Genomic DNA, 15546 nt, shown 5'->3' on the forward strand with positions numbered 1-15546 from the left:
GGGGACCGCCAGGGCAGGGCACTAGCATGCATCGGTCGGCTCCGGTCGGCGAGGGGAACGACCCGGAACGAGGGAGGCTCGGTGGCGGTGGATCCGCGGCAGCGCGCAGCACAGCAGCGGGCAGCACAGCGCCAGGCCGACCCGTCGAGCGCCGGCGCTCGTCCGGCAGCCCGTCCGGCGTCTGCAGCCCGTCCGAGCGCGGATGCCCGACCCGCGGCGAACCCGTCCCGAGCGACGGCGCGTCCGACAGCCGGGTCCGACGACTTCGCCCGGCTCATGCAGCGCAACACCGTCGACGTGCGGCAGGCGGCCTCCAAGAAGCGCCGCAACCCCGTCGTCGGCAAGATCGCCCTGGGCCTCGCCGTGGTCTCCGCTGCGGTCGACGCCAGCGCGTTCGCCGTGTTCATGGGCGGTGACACGAACTTCGCGTTCGGCATCTGCTTCGTCGTCGTGTTCCTGACGCTCATCGCCGCCGTGCTCGGGTTCGTCGCCGCCGTCGGATCCTTCGGCCGCTGGTACGGCGCCATCGGGGTCGTCCTGGCGTTCTTCGCGAACCCCGTGATCCTCATCGTGATCATGGTGTTCGTCGCGCCGGAGCTCCTGACCGACATGGGCGCCTGACCCGGCAGACGCCCGGCGGTACGTTGGGGGCATGGCTGCTCCCGTCTCCGACCTGTTCGACCCCGACGTCTGGACCACCGCTCCGATCGCGGAGCAGTTCACCGACATCACGTACCACAAGCACGTCTCCAAGGGGATCGTCCGTGTCGCCTTCGACCGTCCGGAGGTCCGGAACGCCTTCCGCCCGCGCACGGTCGACGAGCTCTACCGCGCCCTCGACGACGCCCGGCAGGACCCCCGTGTCGGTGTCGTCCTGCTCACGGGCAACGGCCCGAGCCCGAAGGACGGCGGGTGGGCGTTCTGCTCCGGCGGCGACCAGCGCATCCGTGGACGGAGCGGCTACCAGTACGTCGGTGACGAGGGTGCACCGCCCGAGGGCGTCGACCCCGCGGCCGCGCAGGCGTCGATGGGGCGGCTCCACATCCTCGAGGTCCAGCGCCTCATCCGGATGATGCCCAAGGTCGTCATCGCGGTCGTCCCCGGCTGGGCCGCCGGCGGTGGGCACTCCCTGCACGCCATCTGCGACCTCACCATCGCGAGTGCCGAGCACGGCAGGTTCAAGCAGACCGACGCCGACGTCGGCTCGTTCGACGGCGGGTACGGCAGCGCCTACTACGCCAAGCAGATCGGGCAGAAGTTCGCCCGCGAGGTCTTCTTCCTCGCGCAGGAGTACTCCGCCCAGCGCGCCTACGAGATGGGTGCGGTGAACGCCGTGGTCCCCCACGAGGACCTCGAGCGTGAGGCGATCCGCTGGGGCGAGATCGTGCTCGGCAAGTCCCCGACGGCGATCCGGATGCTCAAGTACGCGTTCAACGCCGTCGACGACGGCATGGTCGGTCAGCAGGTCTTCGCGGGCGAGGCGACGCGGTTGGCGTACGGCACCGACGAGGCGGTCGAGGGCCGCGACTCGTTCCTCGAGAAGCGCGCTCCCGAGTGGACCGCGTTCCCCTGGCACTACTGATGCCCCGTCCGCTGGTCGCGACCGGTACGTCGGACCCGTCGGCCGTGCTGCGCGCCCTGGAGGCAGCGCTCGCCGGCGGCCCCGCGCTGCTCCCCGTCGCCGAGGGGGCTCCGGCGCTGCCGAAGGCACCTCCGGCCGAGGTCCGGCAGGCGGTCGCCCTGGTGGTCGAGACGAGCGGGTCCACCGGGACCGGCAAGCGCGTGGCGCTGTCGTCCGAGGCGCTCCTCGCCGGTGCGGCGGCGGCCGACGCGGCGCTCGGTGGTCCGGGGCGCTGGGTGCTCGCGCTGCCGACGCACTACATCGCCGGCCTCAACGTCCTGACCCGCTCGATCACCGCCGGCACCGAGCCCGTCGTCGTGGCACCCGGGCACTTCGCGGCCGCCGCGTTCACCGAGGCGGCCGAACGGCTCGTCACCGGTCCGGCCGCGCCCCGTCGGTACACCTCGCTGGTGCCGGTCCAGCTCGCCCGGGTGCTCGACGACCCGGACGCCACCCGCGCCCTCGCCGGGTTCGACGCGGTCCTGGTCGGCGGACAGGCGACCCCCGCGCCGCTCCGGCAGCGCGCGCGCGACGCCGGGGTCCGGATCGTGACGACGTACGGCGCGAGCGAGACGAGCGGCGGGTGCGTGTACGACGGCGTCCCGTTCGGCACGGTGCGCACCGCGCTGGTCGACGACGAGCTGCACCTGGCCGGGCCGATGCTCGCCGAGGGGTACCTCGACGACGACGACCGCACGGCATCGGCCTTCGTCGAGCGGGACGGGCTGCGGTGGTACCGGACCGGGGACACCGCGACCATGTCCGGCGGGGTCGTCCGCGTGCTCGGACGCCTCGACGACGTGGTGATCTCCGGTGGCGAGAAGGTCCAGCTCGGGGCGGTCGAACGGCTCGTCCGGGGGCTGCCCGGGCAGCAGAGCGCCGTCGTCGTGCGGCGCTCGGCGGGGGAGTGGGGCGAGGTCCCCGTCGTCGTCACCGAGCAACCGCTCGACCCGGACACCGTGCGTGCCCACGTGGGAGCCGCCCTCGGCCGTGCCGCCCGGCCGGCCGACGTGGTCCTGGTGGACCGGATCCCGATGCTGGCGTCCGGCAAACCCGACCGGCGGGCCGTGCAGGCGCTCGTCGACCCGGCAGGGCCGTAGGGGCGAGCCAGCGGGCGCCGCATCGGCAATAAGATCGGTGCTCGTGGCACGAACGAAGAACTCGACGCAGAAGCAGGGCCGGTCCGGCAACCCGGCGAAGGCCGCTGCCCCCGCCCGCACCAAGCGGAAGGCGACCGCACGCGACTGGACCGGCGGCGCGCGTCTGCGCACCCTGACCCTCGGCGTCGTCCCGGTCGTGCTGGGCACCGCCGTCGCGTTCGTCGACAGCGGTGAGCCCGGGGACTTCGGCGACTACCTGGCGAAGGGCAGCCACCTCGCCGTCGCGCTGCTCGCCCTGGCCGTGGCGCTGTTCCTGCAGATCGGCGTGAACTACAGCAACGACTACTCCGACGGGGTCCGCGGCACCGACGAGTACCGCGTCGGACCCGCACGGCTCACGGGTGCCGGGCTGGCCAAGCCCCGGACGGTGCTCACGGTCGCCCTGACGTTCTTCGGCCTGGCAGCCGTCGCCGGCCTGGTCATCGTGCTGCTCACCCAGCTGTGGTGGCTGCTGCTCGTCGGGGCCGCCGCCATCGTCGCCGCCTGGTTCTACACGGGCGGCAAGAAGCCGTACGGGTACAACGCCCTCGGCGAGGTGTTCGTGTTCGTGTTCTTCGGACTCGTCGCCGTGCTCGGTACGCAGTTCGTGCAGATCCGCGAGGTCACGCTGAGTGGCTGGGCAGCTGCGGTGGCCGCCGGGTTCTTCGCCTGCGCGGTCCTGATGGTGAACAACATCCGCGACATCGACGAGGACCAGCTGGCGGGCAAGCGGACACTCGCCGTGGTTGTCGGCCGTCCGGTCGCCCGCGTGCTCTTCGGCCTGTTCCTGATGCTGCCGTACGTCGTGCTGCTCTGGTTCGTGCTGCTGTACTTCCGCACGGGCTTCACGTACTTCTCGCTGCTGCTGGCGCTGCCGGCCCTGGCGATCGGGGTGTCGTCGCGGAAGCCCCGCGAGCTCATCACGGCGCTGCAGCTGTCGTCGTTCGGGTCGCTCGCCTTCGGCGTGGTGCTCGGGATCACCCTGGCCGTGCAGCCGTAACCGTTCCGGCTCCGACCTGACGACCCCGTGCCCGGGGTCAGTCGGCGTCGGCGTCGCGGCGTGCTTCGTGCCGGTCCGCGTCGGACACCGGACGGACGACGGGAGCGGCCGCGGCATCCGAGTCGGCGGCGTCGACGAAGTCGTCCTCGAAGTCCGAGTCGGCGTCGCGCTCGGGGACGCCGCGGCGGTTCGCCAGGCTCAGGGCGACCTGCGTGCGGAGTCCGGACAGTGCGATGTACGAGATGAGCAGACCCACCAGGGCGGCGATGATCGTCGCCCAGTACCACTTCAGCGGCGTCAGGAGCAGGAGGAGCACGAGCGCCACCACGAAGATGCCGAGCCGAGCCAGGGTGTACAGGAGCCACGCTTTCACACGGTGAGTCTACGGAAGCGCCGACCGGCAGGGGCATCACAGGGTCGCGACCTAGACTTCACCGCATGGTCCGCTTGTGGTTGATCGTCGTCGTGGCCGCCGTTGCCTTCACGGTGTACGCGGCCATCGACTGCGGCACGATGCCCCGTCAGCGCATCCGTTCCCTGCGTCGCGGTGTGTGGCTGCTGCTCGTGATCATCCTGCCCGTGCTGGGCGGCGTCCTGTGGTTCCTGCTCGGTCGCACCCCCGCGACGGCCCCCGGTGCATCCGCCCGGTACCGTGGACCCGAAGACGACCCGGACTTCCTCGGCACCACGCCGGAGCCGGGCGACACCCTCACGGACAAGGACCAGGACGACGCGACCCTCCGAGACCTCGAAGACCAGTTCCACGAGCGCGACGACGACGGCCGCACCGATCGCTGACGGCCCCGCCGGCTCGGGCAGCCCGGCGACCGACACCGCGCTCGCGCTCCTGCAGGAACTCGTCCGCGCCGGCGTCACCGACGTCGTGGTCAGCCCCGGCTCCCGGTCCCAGGCGCTCGCGCTCGCCGCGGTCGCCCTCGAACGTGCCGGCGGACTGACCGTGCACGTCCGGTTGGACGAACGGACCGCCGGGTTCTTCGCGCTCGGGCTCGCGGTCGAGACGCACCGACCCCCCGCGGTCGTGACCACGTCGGGCACCGCGGTGGCGAACCTGCACCCCGCCGTGCTCGAGGCGCACCACTCGGGCGTGCCGATGATCGTGCTGAGTGCGGACCGCCCCGACGAGCTCCGCGGCATCGGGAGCAACCAGACCACGGTGCAACCGGGGATCTTCGGCGAGGCCGTCGCCTTCGTCCGCGACGTCGAGGCCCCGTCGGCGCACGGCGTCGATGCCTCGGTCCGCGACACCCTGCGCGCCCTCGCCCGACAGGCGGTCGCCGCCGCAGCCGGTCACACCGGGCAGCCGGGGCCCGCACAGCTCAACGTCGCGTTCCGTGAGCCGCTCTCCGCCGGGCTCACCCCGGAGCACGTCACCGCCGTCCCCGACGACGAGATCGACCTCGCCTTCGCCACCCGCCGCGCCCACACCGGTCTGCCGGTCGCCGAACTCACCCCGGACGACGAGCCGGCCACCGTCGTCATCGCCGGGCACGACGCCGGCGATGAAGCTGAGCGGATCGCCTGGGAACTCGGGGCGCCGCTCCTCGCCGAGGTCTCCAGCGGCGCGCGCTTCGGCCGCAACCTGGTCGTGGCCTACCGCGAACTGCTGCGCGACGCGGACCACGGCGGCGCCGTCCGCCGCGCCGTCGTGCTCGGCCACCCGACCCTCAGCAGAGAGGTCCCCGCGCTCCTGCAGCGCGACGGGGTCGAGACGATCGTCGTCCGCGGACCGGCGGCCGACCCCTTCGACCCGGCCCGTGCCTCCCGACCGGACGCCGCGACCACCTTCGTGTCCGACGTCCGCGTGACGGGCCGCACCCGCCCGGAGCACCGTGCGTGGGTCGGCCGCTGGGTGGGTGCCAGCCGACGGATCCTGGGGGACGGCGACGCCGGCCCGGACCTCGACGCCAAGCGTTCCGCCGACCGCGCCGAGCGGAACAAGTTCCTGCGTGACGAGGTCGCGCTCCGTCGCCGACCCGTCGACCGGGCCATGCTCGCCGACGCCGTCTGGGGGGTGACCTGGCCGCACGACCGCCTGGTCCTCGGCGCCTCGCAGCTCATCCGCGAAGCCGATGCCCGGGTGCTCGGCAAGAAGATCCGGGTGCACGCGAACCGCGGACTGGCCGGCATCGACGGCACCGTCTCGACCGCGCTCGGCATCGCCGCGGCACTCGAGCAGTCCTCCGCCTCGGTGGGCACCACGCGCGTGCTCCTCGGCGACCTGACGCTGCTGCACGACCTCGGCGCGTTCGTCACCGGCACCGAGGAACGCACCCACCGGGTGCAGGTCGTCGTCGGCAACGACCACGGTGGCGCCATCTTCCGCGGGCTCGAGGTCGCGAAGACCACGCCGGACGCCGACATGCGCCGGATGATGTCGACCCCGCAGCACGTCGACGTCGAACGGGTCGTCACGGGTCTCGGGTGGGAGTACCGCCGGGCGGCCACGTGGGGCGACCTCGAACGGGTGCTGACGGACCCCGCCGAGCGCGTCGTGATCGAAGTACCGCTGGCCGACTGACCGGCCACGGGTGCCCCGGCCTCGCCGCGACCCGGTCTCCGCGCGGCCCCTGGGTGCTTCAGGCCAGGGCGTCGGTGATCGGTCGGAACTTCAAGGCCGTCTCGGCGACCTCGCGCTCGGGCTCCGAGCCGGCGACGATCCCGGCGCCCGCCCAGGCGCGGACGCTGCCGTCGTCGTCGATCCGTGCGCTGCGCAGCGCGAGCATCCACTCACCGTCGCCCGTCGCGCTCATCCAGCCGACCGGCCCGGCGTAGCGACCGCGGTCGACGCCCTCGAGCTCGGCGACGAGCCGCACCGCGACGTCGGTCGGGGTGCCCGCGACCGCGGCCGTCGGGTGCAGCGCGTCGGCGACGTCGAGCGAGGTCGTGTCGGGCGGCAGCGTCGCCTGCACGTCCGTCGCCAGGTGCCACAGGTTCGGCAGCTGCAGCCGGAACGGTTCGGCGTCGGCGCGCAGGTCCGTGGCGAGCGGTGCGAGGGCCGCGAGCAGGCTGTCGATCGCGAAGGCGTGCTCCTCGACGTCCTTGGCGCTGCTGGCCAGGGCCTCGGCGGCGGCACGGTCGGAGACCTCGTCGGTGCCGCGTGCGGCGCTGCCGGCGAGCACCCGCGCGGTCAGTCGCGTGCCGTCGGTGCGGGCGAGGGTCTCCGGCGTGGCACCGACCAGCCCGTCCACTGCGAAGGTCACGCACTGCGGGTAGGCGGCGGCGAGGTCGAGCAGGACGGCTCGTCGATCGGCCCCCGACGGCAGCGTGCCGACCAGGTCGCGGGCGAGCACCACCTTCTGGGCGCTCCCGGCCACGATGCGGCGGACGGCCTCGGACACGTTGGCGGCGTAGGTGGCTTCGTCGATCTGCCCGGGACGCAGCTCGACGGAGACGTGCGGTCCGACCCGGGGGACCGGGACCGAGGTCCGGGTGAAGGCCAGGGGCTCCGCGCCGGCCGTGGTGTCGATGGCCGTCAGCCAGGCCTTGCCCCGACGGCGGCCGAGGACCACCCGGGGCACGATGAGCACGCTCTCGTCGGCGGAGTCGTCGGCGAACGCGAACGACCCGAAGGCGACGAGCCCCGAGCCGCGCAGCTGGACGGGGTCGTCGACGACGGCGGTCGCGACGACACTGCGCCAGAGCGCGGCCGCGTCACGCATCCGGTCGGGGCCGGTGAAGGTGAACCGAAGCGCCTCACCGATGCCGACGATGCCGTCGCCGTTCCGGACGAAGGCGAGGGGTCGGTCGCGGAGCGTGTGGCGGAGGACGGTGCCCGGGTCGTCGAGGATCCGGGTCGAGACCGTCAGCGGGGGCGCCGCCGTGGTGGTTCGGGTCACGGCTCCGATGCTACGCGCCGATCCCGCACCGCCCGGGTGGCTGCGAGTCCGGTGAACGCTCGGTCGGGACCTCTAGGATTGACCACGTGAGCAGAGCGGACCTGAACAAGCGCCCGGACGAGGTGGCGGCGATGTTCGACGACGTCGCGGCCAAGTACGACCTCACGAACGACATCCTGTCGGCGGGCAACGCCCCGCTGTGGCGTGTCGCCACCGTCCGCGCGGTCGACCCCCAGCCCGGCGAGAAGGTCCTCGACATCGCCGCGGGCACGGGCACCAGCGCGGCGGCCTTCGCCAAGAAGGGCGCCGAGGTCACCGCGCTCGACCTGTCCGCGGGCATGATCGCCGTCGGCCGTGAGCGTCACCCCGAGATCACCTTCGTCGAAGGCGACGCCGAGCAGCTGCCCTTCGACGACGACACGTTCGACGCCGTCACGATCTCGTTCGGACTGCGCAACGTCAACGACCCGAAGCAGGCGCTCGCCGAGATGCTCCGCGTCCTGAAGCCCGGTGGCCGAGTCGTCATCTGTGAGTTCTCGACGCCGCCGCGTGCGCTGCTGCGCTTCGGCTACGGCACCTACCTGAAGCGCGTGCTCCCGGGCATCGCGCGGCTCTCGAGCAGCAACCCGGCTGCCTACCGGTACCTCGCCGAGTCCATCGACGCGTGGCCCGACCAGCAGGTGCTGACCCAGTGGCTCCGCGGTGTCGGCTTCTCGGTGGTCGCCTACCGCAACCTGACGGCCGGTATCGTCGCACTGCACCGTGGCCGCAAGCCCGTCGCCGACACGGTGCGCGAGTCCGCGGCACGGCGTGCGAAGGCCCGCCGTGACCACCAGAACACCGGCGAGCAGCCGCGCGTCGACCCGGCCGCCGACTGACCGGTCACCACCCCCGAAGACGGAGCAGCACTTGAATCCGAGCGTCCCGGTCGCACGTCGCGCGCCGAGCCTGCGCGCGTCGCTGGGCATCGGCGAGCGGTTGTTCGCCACGCCCGCCGACCGTCGCTTCATCTCCGCGGTCGACGACGGGCTCGAGCTCGTCGAGCAGGGGCTCGAGGACGCCATGCGCTCCACCGACACCCTCGCCGACACCACCAGCCGGTACCTGCTCTCCGCCGGGGGCAAGCGCATCCGTCCGACGCTGACGCTCCTCATCGCGCAGCTCGGCGACGGCGTGACCGACGCGGTGGTCAAGGCCGCGGTGAGCATCGAGACCACCCACTTGGCGTCGCTCTACCACGACGACGTCATGGACGAGGCGCCGGTGCGCCGCGGGGTCCCCGCCGCGCAGATCACCTACGGCAACAACGTGGCGATCCTGACCGGCGACCTGCTCTTCGCCCGCGCCAGCCTGATCACCGCGGACCTCGGCACCGAGGGCATCCGGATGCAGGCCGAGACGTTCCAGCGCCTCTGCATGGGCCAGCTGCACGAGACCACCGGTCCGCAGTCGCACGACGACCCGCTGGAGCACTACATCCAGGTGCTCAGCGACAAGACCGGTTCGCTCATCGCCACCGCCGCCCGCGCGGGTGTGATGTTCTCCGGTGCCGACCGTGCCTACCTCGACGCCGTCGGCACCTTCGGCGAGAAGGTCGGTGTGGCCTTCCAGCTCGTCGACGACGTCATCGACCTCGCCCCCGCGACGGACAAGACCGGCAAGATCGCCGGCAACGACCTGCGCGCAGGCGTCGACACCCTGCCGATGCTGCAACTGCGGCGGATGGCCGTGACGGACCCCTCCGCGCAGCACCTGGTCGAGCGCATCGAGCGCGACGTCAACGGCGCCCCCGACGACGTGGTCGACTCCGCTCCGTACCAGTCGGCCGTCTCCGCCCTCCGTGAGCACGAGGCCACCGCAGCGACCCGTGCGGTCGCCGTCGCTTGGGCCCGCGAAGCCGTCGACGCCCTCGCTCCGCTGCCCGACGGCATCGTGAAACGGGCGCTCACCCGCTTCGCGGACTCCGTCGTCGACCGAAGCCGCTGAACACCCCTCCCGACACGGCACGCCCACCGCGGCACGGTCGGGAGGCACCCCCGGGAACCCCCACCCGAACGAACTGGAGACGATCAGTGCCCACCCTCCGACTCGCCATCGTCGGCGCCGGCCCGGCCGGCATCTACGCCGCGGACATCCTGCTGCGCGAGGCCCGCGGTTACGACGTGTCGATCGACCTGTTCGAGCAGCTCCCGGCGCCCTACGGCCTGGTCCGGTACGGCGTCGCCCCCGACCACCCGCGGATCAAGGGCATCATCAACGCCCTGCGCGACGTCCTCGACCGCGGGGTCGTCCGGCTGTTCGGCAACGTTCGCTACGGCGAGGACATCACTCTCGACGACCTCAAGAAGCACTACAACGCCGTCGTCTTCTCGACGGGGGCGATCAAGGACGCCGACCTCGACATCCCCGGCGTCGACCTCGACGGCTCGTACGGTGCAGCCGAGTTCGTGAGCTGGTTCGACGGCCACCCCGACGTCCCGCGCACCTGGCCGCTCGAGGCCGAGAGCGTCGCGGTCATCGGTGTCGGCAACGTGGCCCTCGACGTGTCGCGCATCCTGGCGAAGCACGCCGACGACCTGCTGCCGACCGAGATCCCAGAGAACGTGTACCAGGGACTCAAGGCCTCGCCGGTCACGGACGTGCACGTCTTCGGCCGCCGCGGCCCGGCGCAGGTGAAGTTCACACCCCTCGAGCTCCGTGAGCTCGGCGAGGTCCGCGACGTCGACATGGTCGTCTACGACGAGGACTTCGACCACGACGAGGCATCGAAGACCGCGATCGCGACGAACAAGCAGGTCATGGTCATCAACCGTGTCCTCGAGCAGTGGCGCACGCGCGAGGTCGGCCAGGCCAGCCGTCGGCTCCACCTGCACTTCTACGCGAAGCCGATCGAGTTCATCGGCGACGAGCAGGGCAAGCTGACCGCCATCCGCTACGAGCGCACCCGTCCGAACGGCGAGGGCGGCGTCGAGGGCACCGGCGAGATCCGCGAGATCCCGATCCAGGCCGCCTACCGCGCCGTCGGGTACTTCGGTTCCCCGCTGCCCGGTGTCCCGTTCGACGAGCGGCACGGCGTCATCCCGAACCACGAGGGCCAGGTCCTCGACGACGACAACCAGCAGATCCCCGGTGTGTACGCCACCGGCTGGATCAAGCGTGGTCCGGTCGGGCTCATCGGGCACACCAAGTCCGACGCCATGGAGACCGTGCAGCACATCGTCAACGACCAGGCGAGCTGGTGGACGCCGGAGGACCCCTCGGACGAGGCGATCCCGGCCCTGCTCCGCGAGCGCGGTGTCGAGTACACCGACCTCGAGGGCTGGCACCGCCTCGACACCCACGAGCAGGCCCTCGGGTCGATCGACGGCCGTGAGCGCATCAAGGTCGTCCCGCGCGACGAGATGATCGACGTCTCGCTCGGCCGCGTCGACGCACCGACGAGCTGACTGCCGTGACCGACACGCGCCCCGTCCCGCCCACCGCGGTGCGGGGCGCGTCTGCGCCGGGGGTCCGGTTGCAGGGCGTCGACGTGGCGCGCGCGATCGCGCTGCTCGGCATGGTGGCCGCCCACGTCGGCGGCATCGCGGAGCAGCTCGAGTGGACCGACCCGGCGACCTGGACCGCCGTCGCCCACGGCCGCCCGTCGACCCTGTTCGCAGTCCTGGCCGGTGTCTCGATCGGCTTGACGAGCGGCCGCACGGACCCGCCCGGCCCGCCGACGATCGGACGGATCCGCGCCCGGCTCGCGATCCGTGCGGTGGTGGTGGTCGTCATCGGCTTCGCGCTGATGGCGCTCGACACCCCGGTCTACGTGATCCTGCCGACGTACGGGGTGCTGTTCCTGCTCGTGGTCCCGGTGCTCCGCCTCCGGCCGGCGGCGCTGCTCGGCATCGCCGCCGTCTGCGCGCTGCTGTCGCCCGTCGCCGCGCTGGCGATCGCCCCCGCCTACGCGGATGCGGGCATGGTCGGTGTCCAGCTCGGCCTGGTCTACCCCGTGGTCACCTTCTTGGCGTACGTCCTGGTGGGGCTCGCGGTCGCCCGGGTCGGCCTGGAGGACCGTGGCCGGCAGGTCGCGCTCCTCGTGTCCGGCGCACTGGTCGCCGCCACCGCGTACGTCGCGGGCTCGTTCCTCGCCCCGCTGCCGGACGACGCGGCCCTGGCGTTCCCCGGCGTGCCGTACGCGGGCGAGGGCTCGACCCCCGGCCAGGCGCTCGCCCAGCTGTTCCTGTCCCCGCGTGACCACTCGTCGTCGGTCGTCGACGTGCTCGGGACGGCCGGCGTCGCGGTCACGCTCATCGCGCTCTGCGTGCTCGTGTTCGACGGCCGCGGGCGGGTCGCCGAGCGGATCGCGTTCCCGCTCGCCGCTGTCGGGTCGATGCCCCTGACGGTGTACTCGGGGCACCTCGTGGTCCTCGCGACGCTGCCGACGTCCCCCGAGTCGGCCGAGGCCTGGGGCTGGTTCGCCCTCGGCTCGGTGGTCTTCGCGATGCTGTGGCGGCGGTTCCTCGGCCGCGGCCCGCTCGAGCGGGTGGTGGGAGCCCTGGCGTCCCTCGTCCCGCTGCGCTGAGCGCACCTGGCGGACCCGCGCCGGCCACGGAACGCTTACCGCACGGTGCAGGGCTGTCCGTTCGCCGCGGGCTTGCTCGCCGGGTGCCCCGCTGTCGCGACGCACGGTGCGGCCAAGGTCGCACCGGGTGGAGGACGACGCACGGTGCGCGCCGCCACGGTGCGCGCTGCGACGCTGCGACGCTGCGACGCTGCGACAGCGTCGGCTACTGCAGCGCTGCCGTGAGCCGCGCGACGTTGTCGAGCACCTTGGAACGGCGCGGACGGTCGACCCACTCGTCGAGCGTGAGCTCGAAGCTGTGCTCCTTGTACGCTTCCTGCACCTCGCGCAGGGCGTCGACGAAGCGGTGACCGCGCACCATCACGGAGACCTCGAGGTTCAGGCTGAACGAGCGCATGTCCATGTTGCTCGAGCCGATCACCGACACCTCGTCGTCGATCGTGAAGTGCTTGGCGTGCAGGATCGTCGGCGCGCGGTAGAGCCAGATCTTCACGCCGGCCCGCAGGAGTCCCTCGTAGTAGGAGCGCTGCGCGTGCCAGGTCATCGTGTGGTCGCCCATCTCGCCGACGAACAGTTCGACCTCGACCCCGCGCTGCGCCGTCGTGGTGATGGCGTAGAGCATCGAGTCGTCCGGCACGAAGTACGGCGAGGTGATCGACACCTTCTGCTGCGCGGAGTAGAGCAGCGCGTTGAACAGGCGCAGGTTGTTCTCGCCGTCGAACCCCGGCCCGGACGGCACCACCTGGCAGTCGAGCGCGTCGCCGCGGTCGGCCCGCTGGACGGGGTCGCTCTCACGCAGCAGCAGCTCGTCGGTCTCGCTGTACCAGTCGGTGACGAACAGGGCGTTGAGCCCGGCGACGACCGGCCCCTCGAACCGGGCGAACAGGTCCTTGTAGACCATGCCCTTCTCGACGTGGGACCTGATGTCGTAGGAGGCGTCGATCAGGTTCTGCGAGCCGGTGAACGCGACCGAGCCGTCGAGCACCATGATCTTCCGGTGGTTGCGGAGGTCGGGACGCTGGAACTTGCCCTGCAGCGGCAGGAGCGGGAGCATCAGGTGCCACTCGATGCCCGCCTGGTCCATGAACGCCAGGGTGTCCTTGTACCCCGGGTACCCGCGGCTGGCCCAGTGGTCGAGCAGGAACCGCACGGTCACACCGCGGGACTGCGCCCGCGCGAGCGCCTCGAAGAAGGGCCGGGTGGTGTCGTCGAGCGTCGCGATGTAGAACTCGACGTGCACGAAGCGGCGGGACTGGTCGATCGCCCGGGTCATCTCGGCAATGGACTCCTCGGAGTCGGGGTAGAGCTCCGCCGAGTTGCCCCCGACCAACGGCATCGCTCCGAGCTCGCGGTTCAGCCGTGTGACGCTCTCCAGCCACGCCGGCCACGGGTGGTCACGGCGGACCCGCTCGATGCCCTCGGTCTGCTCGAGGATGTACGCGTTGATCTCGGTCTGCTTCTCGCGTCGGGCGCGCGGGAGCTTCGTCGACCCGATGACCAGGAAGACGATGAAGCCGATGTAGGGGATGAGGAAGATCGCGAGCAGCCACGCCGTCGCGGTCTGCGGCTTCCGGTTGATCGGGACGTAGATGATCGAGAAGACGCGGATCGCCAGGTCCAGCAGGACGAGCAGGACGGTGATGACGACGGTGAGCCAGTGCTCCACGGGGTGCCGGTGTCGGGTGTCGTTCGCAGGGGCCGCGGGTCAGCGGAAGTTGATGAACTGCAACGGGACGTCGAACTCTTCACCCTTGAGGAGCTGGATCGTGTTCTGCAGGTCGTCACGGCTCTTCGACGAGACGCGGAGCTCGTCACCCTGGATCTGGCTCTTCACGGTCTTCGGGGCGTTGGCACGCAGGAACGCACCGATCTTCTTCGCCACGTCCTGCTCGATGCCGTTCTTGAACTTGACCTCGATGCGGTACTCCTTGCCCGAGGGGTACGGGTCGCCGGCGTCCAGGCTCTTCAGGCTGATGTTGCGCTTGATCGCCTTGCTCTGCAGCACGTCGAGGACCGCCTTGGCGCGCTCTTCCGAGTTCGCCTTGATCAGGACGTCCTCACCGCTGAACGCGACCGAGGCGTCGGCACCCTTGAAGTCGTACCGCTGCTCGATCTCCTTGGCCGCCTGGTTGAGGGCGTTCTCCGCCTCCATCTTGTCGACCTTGCTGACCACGTCGAAGGAACTGTCTGCCATGCGGAACAGCCTAACGGCGGACAGGAGGCCCGGTTCCGGTCGCGCGGATCGGCTGACGGTGGTCACGACCACCGTCAGCGATCCGCTATGCTTTTGTGCGCGCCTTCGGTTGGTGATCACACCGGCTGGGTGCGCATGGCAAGTTACCCAAGCGGCCAAAGGGATCTGACTGTAAATCAGCCGGCGTAGCCTTCGGGGGTTCGAATCCCTCACTTGCCACCATCTGATCGGCCCCGTCCACTGCGGACGGGGCCGATGGTGTTTCCGGGAGGATGGGTGCATGGCCTCCGACCTCACCCCCGCCCAGTTCGCCGACCTCGCCGAGTCGATCGCCCGTGACGCCGCGGCGCTGGCCGCACGGCGCCGTGCCGAGGGGGTCGAGGTCGCGGACCGGAAGTCGAGCATCGTCGACGTGGTCACGGCCGCTGACCGCGAGGTCGAGGCGCTGATCCGTGCCCGCATCGCCGAGGCCCGTCCCGACGACGCTTTCCACGGCGAGGAGTCCGGATCCGCCTCGGGGGCCTCGGGCATCACGTGGGTGGTGGACCCGATCGACGGCACGGTCAACTACCTGTACGGCAGCGACGAGTACGGCGTGAGCATCGGTGTCGTCCGCGGCGGGGCCGATCCGATGACCTGGGAGCCGATCGCGGGCGTCGTCGTGGCACCGGCGACGGGCACCGTCTTCCGCGCGGCCGCCGGACAGGGTGCGACGCGTGACGGGGAGCCGTTGTCCGTCGCCGCGCCCGGGTCGCTGGCGGAGACGCTCGTCGCCACCGGGTTCGGGTACACGGCAGACCGTCGTCGCGAGCAGGTGGCGGTGCTCGCCGGTCTCATCGGCGAGGTGCGGGACATCCGCCGTGGGGGAGCGGCGTCGCTCGACTGCTGCGCGGTCGGGGCGGGGACGGTGGACGCCTACTACGAACGCGGGATCAACCCGTGGGACATGGCGGGCGGGGCCCTCGTGGCACAGGAGGCCGGCGCGACCATCCGCATCTGGGAGGCCGGGGGGACCCGCTCCTTCCTGTTCGCGAGCCCCGCCGTCGCCGACGAACTCGAGGCGCTGGTGCGTCGGCTCGAGGCCGGTGCGCTCGGATCCGTGCCGGCCTGACGACCCGCCGGGCACCACCTCCGGGGGTCCTGGGTGGACATGACCACGACTGGCGAC

Annotated in this window: 15 protein-coding genes and 1 tRNA gene; 12 read left to right on the forward strand and 4 right to left on the reverse strand. The window is 71.8% G+C overall.

The window, feature by feature from the left end:
• Positions 1-81 precede the first annotated feature (81 nt).
• Genes QRN30_RS10275 through QRN30_RS10290 form a run of 4 tightly spaced genes read left to right on the forward strand, consistent with a single transcriptional unit; the run spans position 82 to position 3760 of the window.
• The gene (locus QRN30_RS10275; protein ID WP_042541201.1) at positions 82-621 is read left to right on the forward strand and encodes a hypothetical protein; all 540 of its coding nucleotides are present in this window, start codon (positions 82-84) and stop codon (positions 619-621) included.
• A 31-nt stretch (positions 622-652) separates the two neighbouring features.
• Positions 653-1582, forward strand: coding sequence for a 1,4-dihydroxy-2-naphthoyl-CoA synthase (locus tag QRN30_RS10280; protein WP_017888615.1), 930 nt, complete (start codon positions 653-655; stop codon positions 1580-1582).
• Entirely contained in the window at positions 1582-2721 is a 1140-nt protein-coding gene (locus QRN30_RS10285; RefSeq protein WP_284761048.1) for an AMP-binding protein, read from the forward strand. The genes QRN30_RS10280 and QRN30_RS10285 overlap by 1 nt, the downstream gene beginning before the upstream one ends.
• 37 nt (positions 2722-2758) lie before the next feature.
• The gene (locus tag QRN30_RS10290; RefSeq protein ID WP_284761049.1) at positions 2759-3760 is read left to right on the forward strand and encodes a 1,4-dihydroxy-2-naphthoate polyprenyltransferase; all 1002 of its coding nucleotides are present in this window, start codon (positions 2759-2761) and stop codon (positions 3758-3760) included.
• A 37-nt stretch (positions 3761-3797) separates the two neighbouring features.
• On the opposite strand, the gene QRN30_RS10295 is transcribed toward QRN30_RS10290, so the two are convergent.
• Positions 3798-4133, reverse strand: a complete 336-nt coding sequence (locus QRN30_RS10295; protein WP_017888618.1) for a DUF4229 domain-containing protein — start codon at positions 4131-4133, stop codon at positions 3798-3800.
• A 65-nt stretch (positions 4134-4198) separates the two neighbouring features.
• On the opposite strand from QRN30_RS10295, the gene QRN30_RS10300 reads away from it, so the two are divergent.
• Both QRN30_RS10300 and menD read left to right on the forward strand, forming a co-directional pair.
• A complete protein-coding gene (locus QRN30_RS10300) occupies positions 4199-4558 on the forward strand; it encodes a PLDc N-terminal domain-containing protein (protein WP_284761050.1) in 360 nt (119 codons plus the stop codon).
• 49 nt (positions 4559-4607) lie between these two features.
• Complete coding sequence (gene menD / locus QRN30_RS10305; protein ID WP_250894151.1) at positions 4608-6299, forward strand: 2-succinyl-5-enolpyruvyl-6-hydroxy-3-cyclohexene-1-carboxylic-acid synthase; 1692 nt, start codon at positions 4608-4610, stop codon at positions 6297-6299.
• 58 nt (positions 6300-6357) lie between these two features.
• Here the strand turns inward: menD and QRN30_RS10310 are convergent, their stop codons facing one another.
• Entirely contained in the window at positions 6358-7617 is a 1260-nt protein-coding gene (locus QRN30_RS10310) for an isochorismate synthase (protein WP_017888621.1), read from the reverse strand.
• An 86-nt stretch (positions 7618-7703) separates the two neighbouring features.
• Here QRN30_RS10310 and QRN30_RS10315 point away from each other — a divergent pair, with 86 nt between their 5' ends.
• From QRN30_RS10315 to QRN30_RS10330, 4 genes are all read left to right on the forward strand, one after another.
• Positions 7704-8495 (forward strand): demethylmenaquinone methyltransferase, encoded by a 792-nt coding sequence (locus QRN30_RS10315; RefSeq protein WP_017888622.1) that lies wholly within the window; start codon positions 7704-7706, stop codon positions 8493-8495.
• 31 nt (positions 8496-8526) lie between these two features.
• Positions 8527-9603 (forward strand): polyprenyl synthetase family protein, encoded by a 1077-nt coding sequence (locus QRN30_RS10320; protein ID WP_017888623.1) that lies wholly within the window; start codon positions 8527-8529, stop codon positions 9601-9603.
• An 86-nt stretch (positions 9604-9689) separates the two neighbouring features.
• Entirely contained in the window at positions 9690-11063 is a 1374-nt protein-coding gene (locus QRN30_RS10325) for an FAD-dependent oxidoreductase (RefSeq protein ID WP_284761051.1), read from the forward strand.
• Positions 11064-11068: 5 nt separating this feature from the next.
• Positions 11069-12184: a heparan-alpha-glucosaminide N-acetyltransferase domain-containing protein gene (locus QRN30_RS10330; RefSeq protein WP_284761052.1), complete on the forward strand. Its 1116-nt coding sequence runs from the start codon at positions 11069-11071 to the stop codon at positions 12182-12184.
• A 205-nt stretch (positions 12185-12389) separates the two neighbouring features.
• Here QRN30_RS10330 and cls read toward each other — a convergent pair whose 3' ends face one another.
• Both cls and QRN30_RS10340 read right to left on the reverse strand, forming a co-directional pair.
• Positions 12390-13850 carry a cardiolipin synthase gene (gene cls, locus QRN30_RS10335; protein WP_017888626.1) on the reverse strand — a complete coding sequence of 487 codons (1461 nt, stop codon included), beginning with the start codon at positions 13848-13850 and terminating at the stop codon, positions 12390-12392.
• Positions 13851-13889: 39 nt separating this feature from the next.
• Entirely contained in the window at positions 13890-14378 is a 489-nt protein-coding gene (locus QRN30_RS10340) for a YajQ family cyclic di-GMP-binding protein (RefSeq protein WP_017888627.1), read from the reverse strand.
• Positions 14379-14515: 137 nt separating this feature from the next.
• On the opposite strand from QRN30_RS10340, the gene QRN30_RS10345 reads away from it, so the two are divergent.
• Together QRN30_RS10345 and QRN30_RS10350 are read left to right on the forward strand one after the other, a co-directional pair.
• Positions 14516-14600: transfer RNA gene (locus tag QRN30_RS10345), tRNA-Tyr, on the forward strand.
• 58 nt (positions 14601-14658) lie between these two features.
• The gene (locus tag QRN30_RS10350) at positions 14659-15489 is read left to right on the forward strand and encodes an inositol monophosphatase family protein (RefSeq protein ID WP_194589778.1); all 831 of its coding nucleotides are present in this window, start codon (positions 14659-14661) and stop codon (positions 15487-15489) included.
• The last annotated feature ends 57 nt before the right edge of the window (positions 15490-15546 follow it).

It is taken from the genome of Curtobacterium sp. MEB011 (assembly GCF_030209655.1).
GTDB lineage: Bacteria > Actinomycetota > Actinomycetes > Actinomycetales > Microbacteriaceae > Curtobacterium > Curtobacterium poinsettiae.